5 protein-coding genes are annotated in these 11466 nt (G+C 35.5%); 4 read left to right on the forward strand and 1 reads right to left on the reverse strand.

The genetic code is table 11. The features are described 5' to 3' along the window. Positions 1–40: 40 nt before the first annotated feature. The 3 genes from V8G61_RS05790 (at position 41) to V8G61_RS05800 (ending at position 6323) form a co-directional block, all read left to right on the forward strand. A complete protein-coding gene (locus V8G61_RS05790; protein ID WP_394874546.1) occupies positions 41–2329 on the forward strand; it encodes a fasciclin domain-containing protein in 2289 nt (762 codons plus the stop codon). A 568-nt stretch (positions 2330–2897) separates the two neighbouring features. Then, complete coding sequence (locus tag V8G61_RS05795; protein WP_394874547.1) at positions 2898–4610, forward strand: hypothetical protein; 1713 nt, start codon at positions 2898–2900, stop codon at positions 4608–4610. Positions 4611–4640: 30 nt separating this feature from the next. Next, entirely contained in the window at positions 4641–6323 is a 1683-nt protein-coding gene (locus tag V8G61_RS05800) for a hypothetical protein (protein WP_394874548.1), read from the forward strand. Positions 6324–6375: 52 nt separating this feature from the next. On the opposite strand, the gene V8G61_RS05805 is transcribed toward V8G61_RS05800, so the two are convergent. Next, complete coding sequence (locus V8G61_RS05805) at positions 6376–7326, reverse strand: aldose 1-epimerase family protein (protein ID WP_394874549.1); 951 nt, start codon at positions 7324–7326, stop codon at positions 6376–6378. Between the two features lie 203 nt (positions 7327–7529). On the opposite strand from V8G61_RS05805, the gene V8G61_RS05810 reads away from it, so the two are divergent. Continuing rightward, positions 7530–11462: a two-component regulator propeller domain-containing protein gene (locus V8G61_RS05810; protein ID WP_394874550.1), complete on the forward strand. Its 3933-nt coding sequence runs from the start codon at positions 7530–7532 to the stop codon at positions 11460–11462. Positions 11463–11466 lie beyond the last annotated feature (4 nt).

Consider the following 11466-nt stretch of genomic DNA (forward strand, 5'->3'; position numbering starts at 1 on the left):
ACTAAACTATCAAGATTAAGAAAACTAAAAACATGTATTAATGAAATCATTTAAAAATATATTCAGCCTTTTTTTTATGGCAGTATTGGTTCTATCTTGTTTTAAAGATGACCATGTTCTGGAAAATAAACTAAGTCTGAATCCAAAGAATATAGGGGAGATTATATCAGAAAACCCTAATTTATCCAACCTGGCAAGTGCTCTGGAGACTTCTAATTTATTGTCTACTTTAAGTACGACTACCACCTATACGGTTTTCGCACCGGACAATTCGGCTTTCACAGGTGTTGATTTATCTTCGTTGTCAGAGGAAGAGATCACCAATGTGCTTTTAAACCATGTCATTAGAACCACTACGCCTGATTTTACGGAAACTATGACCTCCGGATATTTGTCTTCTTTAGCATCAGGACCGGATAATACAAGACTTAGTATTTATATTAATAAAGGAGATGCTGTTTTGGTTAACGGTCAGGCCGCAATCATGGATGATTCGAAGGATTTGGGTGCTACAAATGGTATTGTTCATGTTACGGACAATCTCGTAATGCCAGCCACCTTGGTTGACCATATATTGGCTAACCCAGATTATTCCTTATTAGCCGCCGCACTTGAGAGAGCTGAATTAGTGGATGTTTTGAATGGTGCTGATATTTTTAGTGTTTTTGCTCCTAATGATGCCGCTTTTGAAAAATTTATGATGGATGTTGAAGAGGCTTTTGGCTGGACGGCATTAGATCAAATTCCTATTGATACTCTAACTGAAGTTTTACTTTATCATGTGGTTTCAGGGACCAATTTAGTTTCCGGGGATGCTTTAAATACAACACAAACCAGTGTTCAAGGAGAAAGTTTCACTATTGGTGAAAACGGCAGTGTGGACGATATGAGTTACACGAACGCCGCCCTTAATTTAACCGATGTGCAAGCTACTAATGGCATTATTCATGGTGTTGATAAGGTTTTATTACCGAATACCGTTTTTCAATCCATTTTGGATAAAACCTTAAATATTATTGAAAGATGTAATGATCGCGATTTTTCAGCATTTACTGCAGCCATCGAAAAAGTAGGCCTAACCTCTATGGTCTCTACAGATCAATTAACAGCATTGGTGCCAAGCAATGGAGCATTTACTACATTTTTCTTAACGATCAATAATTTTGATAGCTTAGATGATTTTGATACTCCGGAAGAATTAGCGGCCTTGAAAAGCCTAGTGGAATATCATTTGGCTGCGGGGACGACACTATCTGGGGGATTAACTCCAGGCATGACCATTGAAACTCTTAATGGCGAAAGTATTACTTATGACGACATGGCCATGAGTTTTGCACCTACACACGAAAATGCGCCAAACTCTACAATAGTAAACGCCGATATTGGTGCCAATAATGGTGTTATTCATGAAATTGATAATGTTCTGGTTCCCGATACACTTGCTGAGGCCTTAGGCTACCCTTTACCACCTTCAGGCGCCGCAGTATATGGTTATGAAATTTATGACGATGCATTAAATCCGGTATTTTGGATAGGAGGATGGACCTCTCCAGATTTCTCAAATACGGAACAAGTAAAGTCCGGAGTTTATTCGATTCGCGTAGATTATCAGGGAGATGATGGATTCCAAATTGGAGGTTCCGGGGAAGATCTAACCCAATATTCTACTGTTAATGCTGCGTTTTATTCTGAAAATGGTACATCTGTGACATTCATATTAAACGAACAATGGAATAATGGTCAAACGGTGAATATACCGGCTGGTGAGTGGACTAATGTAACCATTCCTATTACCAATATTTCAAATGGGACAACAATTCTTGACCAATTAGTAATTCGCGATGCTAGTTTAACAGCAAATACTCTATACATTGATGAGGTTGGTCTCGATGTAACTTATGAACAGGCTATTCCTACTTTTAATTATGAGGTTTATACCGAAAATAACCTTAATGCTGATTGGATAGGAGGATGGACCTCGCCTGTATTTGACGATACATCAAATCCAAGTACGGGAATATTTTCAGTGCGTGTTACAATTCCAGCTGATCAAGGATTTCAATTGGGAGGTACGGGAATCGATCTAAGTGCCTATAGTGTGGTGAGATTTTCTGTCTATTGTGAAACGGCAACCAGTTTTAGATTGGTTATGAACGAGCAATGGGGTAATGGTTACTATTTCAATCCAGCTCCAGGGCAGTGGAATTATTACACCGTACCACTCGATAATGCTCTTTTAAATGGGAGTACGACCTATACCCAATTTGTTATACAGGAACAAGGTCTAAATGATGTCGAGGTTTTCATTGACGATATTGGATTTGATTAAAAATCTTATTTGTGTTTAGTTGAAGCTTGTTTAATAAACCTCTTAATGCAAATTTATCAATGCAAAAAGTGTTAAGAGGGTTAAACGGGTGAAGTTTTAAATGCTCTAATTAAGAATTATTAGAGTTAGTTAATAAACTGGTGATAAAGCGAAAATTACGATTGTAATGGCGTTTTGTTACCAGTTTTTTTGGTTTTTGTTACTAATAAAAATGTAAATAATTCATTCAAGAAAAACTAATTGTCTTTTCCAAAATTCCATGAGTATTTTTCATAATACCGATTTACCTTAGAACAAAAACCTTGTACTATTAGGGATAATTCTACCCCTTTTATTAACGCAATTGAAATAATTTTGAATTCATACTAGGATAAAGTTTCGAATCCGAAAAAGCCTAGTCTGAAGTTGATTAGAAGAAATATATTTGAGAACATTGTTTTTCTTTCAAAATGGTCCTGTGTTCAAAAAAATATGCGCTAATAGAAGTAATAGCTAAAAGGAAATGGTAGTCTTTAATATGGTAAAGAAATTTTGTGTTCGCTTTATAGGCAGAGGTCAAAAAAGAAATATGATACTTTTCGTCTTTCTTTCTATAATGCTGGCTGTATCAATTTCGGGTTTTAAACCTTTTCAGAACCAAAATAGTTCTTATTCCTATTGGCCCGATTACCAGCATCTCGATCTTACTAATTTAGACACAATTGCAGCGCAAAACTGGATAAACAACGATCATATTGTTCATGGCTGGGACTGGTCCTTGCCCGAATTTGTTGAACCTGCTCCAGGATCGCTTGTTGGACTTCAAAGAATTATTGGTTTAAATAAGGAATTTCAACCACTGGATTTAAAATTCAAATCTAATGCTGTGGGTATTTTGTGGGTAAAATGGCGAGATATTGAGCCTACTGAGGGCCAATATAACTTTGAGCCTATCATAAATCGCATAAAACAAGCTAACAAAGTTGGTTCAGAAATCATTTTGAGAATTCTTTGTCATTCAAAATCACGCGGATCTGATGATAAAGCACTTCAGCGAGGCGAGGCCCCTTTATGGTTAGAGGATCTAGGAGTGAACTTACTCCCGAAAGAGCGCTCTGGACATAATTTAAATTTTGATCCAGCTCACCCTGTTTTTCACAAACATTATTTAGCACTTATTAAGGCGCTGAAAGAAAGTGGAATTCCAAACATGGTCAAGGCAGCTTATACAGGTTATGCATCGCATAGTTTTGGAGATGAAGGCATCGGACCTTTTAGAGAACAAAATAGTGCGGCGAACGATACCGTGCGGCATGTTCGGGAGCGTTTGGACGCTTGGGGGCAAGCGTTTAAAGGGCAGGAGGATAAGGTTTTTATGGGTGCTCCCAGTGATTATGGATTTAGAAAGGGTTTCGGAGTACGTCGTGGTTTTGTTGAAATGTATCTCTATAGAATTCCAAGCCAAAATTTGGGGCAATATATTAATGAAGAAGGGTATCTCATGGTTGATGAGGATGCCCCGATCATGAAATATAATTGTTTTAATGGGGAAGTGAATGAAGAATATGAAAAAGCCTGGGCGACTTCAGATCGTGGATTCCAGTTCGGGAAAACCACAGAAGCATTTCCATATCGTTATTTTACAAGTAACTTAAGGGCCTTACAAATGCGCTGTAATTACATTCATACTACGGGACATTTGATTCCTAAAATGTTACCATTTATTGCTCTCGAATTGGGGCGAACTGTAGAAAATGCTCCTGATGTATGGACCTATTTGAGAACGAGCTTTATCAAACCAAATTATTACAAGAAATTTGATTACCGTAACAGAATTCAAACTGAGGATGAAAAACAAGAGGGTATACCGGTTAAAAATTTTGAGAGGTGGCTCTATCAGAGAGATGCTCCTGGGTTTGAAACGCAACCGGAGATAAAAATTGAACACCCCATTGAAATGTGGATGGTTCAACCCGGGAAGTATTTTGATTATATTGCTAGATCAGGAAAAAAAATAGGCTTCGATATTGATGATCGATGGCAAAAAAATAAAGATAAACTGGCCATTAAAATTACCTATATAGATAAGAATAGAGGTCAAATACTTCTCAAATTTAATGAAGGGACTCAAATGAAGTCATTGGCTCTAATAGGAGATCAAAAATTGAAAACGGGAACCTTTTTTATTGATAACATGACCAAAAATAGTATGTCTCACAATTTTGATTTTACACTTGAAGCCGGAGAGAATACAGATAATCTTGTGGTCTCTATGGTAAGAGTTGTGGCGACTAAAAAATAATTGGCAACTATCCTAATAATAAAAATAACCATGAAAAATTATAGAATATTAACGCTACTGTTATTGATCGTGCTTAGTTTAACTCATTGTAAAAAGGCTATGATTCCTCCGGTGAAAGCGCCATTCGATAACGTTGACAAGTATGCCATAAATGATTGGTGGAATTATGCGGCTAAAGTTCGTGGGACAAAATCGATGATACTCGATTTAGAGGTGCCAAGAGATGAGGTTGTTTGTTTTGGGATTTATACTACGCATAAAAAAGTACTAAAGCTTACGGCTCAATTATTTCCCTTGTATCCTGATGAAACTAGAGAAGTAAGATTAGAGCTAAAGAAAGATGGGAATTGGATAGAGGTGGCCAGTCAGAAAGTGAATGATATTGGTTGGTCTACGACATTCAGGATCGAAAATTGGGACGAAACTAATAATGTTCCATATCGTTTAAGACATGGAGAGAATGCTGTCTTCGAAGGACTGATTAGAAAAGATCCAATAAATAAAAATGAAATTTCAGCGGCCTTATTAAGTTGTAATTCTAACAAAGATCGTGGTATGAGAGAAGAATTCTCTCGAAATATAAATTATTTGGATCCTGATGTTGTGTTTTTTGTTGGCGATCAGAGTTATGATCATAAAGAGCACACGGCCGCATGGTTATTATTTGGTTTACAGTTTCGTGAAGTTTTTAGAAATCGTCCTTGCGTAACAATGCCTGATGATCATGACATCGGACAATATAATTTATGGGGAGAAGGTGGTAAAAAAGCAAGTTCCATGACTGGCGATGATGGCGGTTACTTTTTTAGTCCAGAGTATGTGAAAATGGTAGAACGTTGCCAGACGGCTCATTTACCAGATCCTTATGATCCTATCCCTGTAAAGCAGGGAATTGGTGTGTATTATACGAATTTCTTAGTTGGAGGCATTGATTTTGCGATTATTGAGGACAGAAAATTTAAAAGCGGTCCAAAAGGAAAAATTCCTCAGCAAGGGCCTCGTCCAGATCATATTATAGATTCTAATTATGATCCCAAGTCTATCGATCTTGAGGGTTTAACCCTATTAGGAGAAAGGCAATTGAAATTCCTGCAGGATTGGGGGCAAAACTATGAAGGTGTTGCCATTAAGTCGGTAGTTTCGGCTACAGGTTTTTGCGGTGGTGCACATCGCCACGGCAAATTCGAAAATTATTTACATGCCGATTTAGACTGTAACGGTTGGCCACAAACAGGAAGAAATAAAGCTTTAAGGCTCCTTGCCGATGCAGGTGCAGTTCATTTGGCGGGTGATCAACATTTAGCCACCTTGGTGCAGCATGGCATTGATGAATATCGTGACGGTCCCTTTGCCTTCGTTTCTCCAGCCATTGTAAATACAATCTATCGAAGATGGTGGCATCCCCTTGATGAAAAATCTGGTAATAACAAGGATCCTAAAAATCCTTTGGAGTTTACCGGTGATTATCAGGATGGTCTTGGAAACAAAATAACGATGCATGCCTACGCCAATGTTGAAGGTCCTGAAAAACTAAATGATGGGTTTGGTTTCATTCGTTTTAATAAGAAAGAAAAAAGCGTGAAATTCGAATCCTGGGCCAGGTTTACAGATGTTACGAAAAAAGAAGCCAAAGAAATGGAGGGATGGCCCAGGACAATCTACCGTAATGATAGTGATGAAAGTATGACATGGACCATCGATACTCTTAAATAGTATTAATCAATTCGCCTTTTTATTTGGAATTCTTAGGAATTAAAAAAAATAATTAGAGTATTTTAATTGAGAAGCTACAACTAAACACCTTGGAAGATTCTAATTGAATGATCCCTTCTTTTTGTTCGAGTTTTTTACTGTGGTCATAATTATCTGAAATACCGTGCCAAGGTTCTATACACACAAAAGGGGAATTTCCAGCGGACCAAATACCCAAATACGGATAGTTCCTAAAGACGACTTTTAGGTATTTTTTATTTGTAGGTTTGTATACAATAGTTGCTGTTGAAAACGGATTCGGATTAAAGGTTAAAGAACCATTATCGAATAAAGTATCTGAAATGTTTAATTCGCCTGGGGCGTTCATGACTTCTGAGTAATCATCAATATAAAACCCCTCATTCTTATTTTTTGTTTTAACTTTAGTTTTTTTGTCAAAAACCAATTTGTAATCGTGGCGTTTTTGTCCGGCTTCAAATGGACAATTAAATGCCGGATGGGCACCTAAGGAAAAATACATCGTTTCTGAATTAGGATTTGTAACTTCATAATTTACTTGAAGGGTATTTCCTTTCAAGGTGTATTTTACCTTTAGAATATAATCAAAAGGATACATTCTTTTTGTTTCGGTGGTACCCTGTTGTTGGAAGGTAATAGAGTTGTGCATCTTTTTAATGACTCTGAAATCGTAATCACGTACAAATCCATGCTGTGGCATGGAATACGTTTTTCCTTTTAAAATATATTCCCTGTCTATTAATGGTCCTACAATTGGAAATAAGATAGGGGCATGGCGATTCCAGTACTTAGGATCAGCCTGCCAAATATATTCAAGAGAATCCGACTTTAAACTGGTCAATTCTGCACCTTTTGCCAAAATAGTTGCGGTTAATTTTTCGTTGGAAATTGAATAAGAATTTTGTTGGGCAAATGCCCTATTGGATAAAAGGTTTGTAAAAAGTAGTGAAAGTAATAAAAGACATAACAGATTATTTTTCTTCATGTTGACCTTCTTCGATAATTTTTTGGTTTTGAGTAAAAGTAATTTTTAATAATATCCAAAGGGTTGGTAAATTGTCAGTTTAGGTTCAATTAGCGTCACTAGTTAAGAATTTATTAATTTAAAGCCTTGTTATTTACTAAAAATTAATTTAATTGTCCTTAAATTTAATATTTGATATTTGTTAATAACTAAGGTCGGTATAATTGCTAACGAAAAATTTAAATATAAATCCTTTTAGGAAGTCTGTTTGGCTGTTTCTTAATCTGGCCATTGTGGGGCTTTTTCAACTGGTCTATGCTCAAAATCCAGTTGAGTTTAAGCAATTGACAGGTGAAAATGTTTCAACACAAAGCATAACCTATGCCGTAGTTCAGGATAGTATTGGAAATGTCTGGATCGCCTCTGAGGAGGGTGTTTTGAAACACAACTCAAAATTTTACAAAGTTTATAACACGTACAACGGTTTACCAAGTTCTGTTAGTAACAGAACCATGGATATTTTTATAGATTCCAAACAACGTATTTGGGCTGGTATGGAAAATGGCATTTGTTTATATGACAATACCTTAGACCAGTTCAATATTGTTGGAAAAACGCCGGATATCAATCCTTCTTTAGTGAATAAAATTATTGAGGATGATAAAGGAAATATTTGGATTGCTTGTTATAACGGCTTATGGAAATACAATCCTGATAGTAAGGATGATACCCTTGTTCGTTTAATAAGTAATCATGTTCTATATTTTATCTATTATTTAGAGAATCAAATTTATGTTGGTGCTTCCGACGGTTTATACGTATACGATATTAATAGTGATATATTATCGCCCGTTTCTTCTGATATTAAAAATGTTGATATAATCAATAAGGTTAACAATACCTTATATGTAGGTACTAAATCTGGAAATATTTACACACTCAATCCATTATCAAATAAGTTAAATGTTGTTGATTTTAAAAATTCTAGGAATTATCCTATCTCTGATATTTGTAACGACGATCTTGGTAATATTTATTTGGCCACCGATGGAGACGGCTTGTACTATTTAGATAAAAATTTTAATGTTCTCAATCATTTTGTAGATGATATTGATGATGCAAACTCTATTTCCAGTAATGGTATTTATGATGTAGAAATAGGCAACGAGGGTATTTTATGGTTGGCGACTTACGGTGGGGGTGTGAATTATTTCAATTCATTCCGCTTACCTTTCAATAAAATTCAACATCGAATTAATAATGAAAACAGTCTGGTTACAAATTTTACCAGAGCGATTGCTATTGACAAGAAGAATAGATTATGGTTTGGTACTAAAAAAGGAGTGAGCATATGGAATCCTAAAACAAACAACTGGAAACACCTAAATGATTTTTCAGGTCCGGGAAGTAGTGACAATGTCGTTTTAGCCCTTGCTGCAGATGATGATTTTATGTGGATGGGGACCTACAATAACGGTTTGTTAAGAGTGAATATAAACACCTATGGTATCACGAAATTTGATTCGAAGAAATCTCAAAAACTTCAATTAAATAAGGTTTATACTGTTTGTAAAGATTCCCAAAATAACATTTGGTTTGGAGGTATCCAAGGAGATGTAACCGTTATAAGGTCGAATGGAAAAATAGATACCTATCCTATTCAGCCTATAAAGTCAATTATAGAATCTAATTCGGGTGATATTATTGCTGCAGGGAAAAATGGTGCATACAGAATTAATCCAAACAAATCAAGATTTGAATTAATTGATGGTACAAAACCAACAACCCAAAGTAGAGCTTATTCCAATATTAACGCCTTGGCTCAATTAAATAATGGAACATTACTCTTAGCAACTAATGGTACCGGCTTAATGTTTTATGATTTTAATAGCCAGCAATCCAAAAAGTTGGACATGCAATCCGGTTTACCCTCCGATATTATTCAAGGGGTTATTGTTCAGGATAATAATAATATCTGGGCAAGTACAACCAAAGGGTTAGCGCATATCAGAACAAATTCTACAGATACCATCATAAATATATATGACAAACGCGATGGCTTAGCCTGTACGGAATTTAATTACGGTAGTTTCGCTAAGCTTAAAGATTCGCTTTTCGCCTTTGGTGGCGTGGATGGCGTATCAACTTACAATCCTTTCGAAATTAAAGGCCATAACTATAAACCTGTTTTAGTATTCGATAAATTCAGATTATTTAATAAGGATGTTAACCCGGGAGAGTCAAAAATATTAAAAAGTCATATTAATGTTACCAAAAAAATAACTCTCAAAAGTAATGAGAACTCTATACAAATGGCATTTACGGGGGTATCTCATGGCGCCCCTTCAAAAGTAAAATACTCATGGAAACTTGAAGGATTCGATCCGGATTGGAGCACTCCTAGCTATAACGCCTTCGCCACATACACAAATTTGGGTTCTGGCAGTTATACTTTTAGAGTAAAGGCTGCTGATAAGTATGGTAATTTCGGTGATGAACGTGCAATTGATATTATGGTATTATCGCCATGGTGGGCCACTAACGAAGCCGTTTTTATTTATGTGCTAATTATAATTGGTGTTATTTTACTAATTATACATTTTACCAGTGTGATAGTGAATAAAAGAAATGCTGATGAACAAATTGATATGTTCAACAACATTACCCATGAAATAAAAACACCACTTACCATATTATTGTCGTCATTGGATAATGCTACGGAACAAACCCAAAATGATATTCCCAAAGATCAAATAAAAACAACAGTGAAACGCATTAGTTCATTATTTGAACAGATGCTAAATTTTCATAAGGCCACTACGGATAAATTTGGAAAAGGTTATGTAACTCCCATTAATCTCGAAAAGCATATTCAAAAAATGCTAAATGATTTCAAACCGTTATTTGATGAACGAAATTTAAAAATTGAAGTGAAAAACCATTGGTCTAATGACCTATTCTATTACAACAAGGAAACCTTTGATAAGGTACTTCTTAATTTGATCTCGAATGCAATAAAATACTCTTTCGATGATAATAAAATCATTATAGAATTAAATAAAACAATGTCCGGTGAACTTCGATTAAAAGTGAAAGATTTTGGAATGGGAATCCCAAAAGATCAACAAAAATTTATCTTAAAACGCTATTATCGGGCTCGAAATGTAATTAACAGTCAGAGACCAGGTACCGGATTGGGTTTAATTATGATCAAGAAACTCATTGAGAAAAATGGAGGATCCATCAATTTCGAAAGTCAGGAAAATAAAGGAACCACATTTACTGTAATTCTAAAGAATTTTAAAGCAAAACATCAGGAAACAAGCTCAGAAAAAATTCAAATACAAGGTGATGTTTTAATAGAGCATGAGGATCCGAGTGAATTGGCAGAATTAAGTGATAATAAAATCCTGATCGTTGAAGACAATGATGAGCTTCGAAATATTTTGGTAGAATCATTAGGTACTCATTTTCAGGTTTTTGAAGCTCATAATGGGGAGGAAGGATTAAAAATGGCAATGCAAAATTTCCCCGACCTAATTCTGACCGATCTTATTATGCCGGAAATGGATGGTATTGAAATGTCGAAGCGTATTAAGAAAGACATTAATTTGAATCACATTCCAATTTTTATGCTCACAGTTCTTCAAAATTCTGTTCAAAAACTTGAAAGCCTAGAAAGTGGTATTTCTGAGTATATTGAAAAACCCATTAACATGCCATTTTTGTTGGCTAAGATTGTAAATACCTTTAAATGGCAACAAAAGTTAAGAGAAAAGTACATTCATGAGACAGAGGCAGACAATGCTGCGTCTTTCAGAAATGAAAATGATCAGAAGTTCTTAGAAGATCTTGAAGGATCTGTGCTTCAAAACATTGAAAACAATAACTTTTCTGTACACGACCTATCGAGCATTTTCGGGATGAGTAGAACTTCATTATATATGAAACTGAAAAGTCTTGTTAATTTATCTCCCCAGGATTTTATTATTCATACCAAATTAAAACAAGCCAAAAAATTACTTATTCACGGCGATAAAAGTATCAAAGAGGTTGCGTACGCTTCTGGTTTCTCCAACCCTAAATATTTTAGTACCTCTTTCAAGAAATTTTACGGCCAAACACCAACAGGTTTTGTTGATAGTTTGCAGGAGTAAAACC

The sequence above is a fragment of the Gaetbulibacter sp. M240 genome (genome assembly GCF_043876815.1).
Classification (GTDB): domain Bacteria; phylum Bacteroidota; class Bacteroidia; order Flavobacteriales; family Flavobacteriaceae; genus Gaetbulibacter_A.

Coding starts and splice junctions, on each gene's coding strand:
- V8G61_RS05790 (WP_394874546.1), top strand. CDS start 41: ATGAAATCATTTAAAAATATATTCAGCCTTTTTTTTATGGCAGTATTG.
- V8G61_RS05805 (WP_394874549.1), bottom strand. CDS start 7,326: ATGAAGAAAAATAATCTGTTATGTCTTTTATTACTTTCACTACTTTTT.
- V8G61_RS05800 (WP_394874548.1), top strand. CDS start 4,641: ATGAAAAATTATAGAATATTAACGCTACTGTTATTGATCGTGCTTAGT.
- V8G61_RS05795 (WP_394874547.1), top strand. CDS start 2,898: ATGATACTTTTCGTCTTTCTTTCTATAATGCTGGCTGTATCAATTTCG.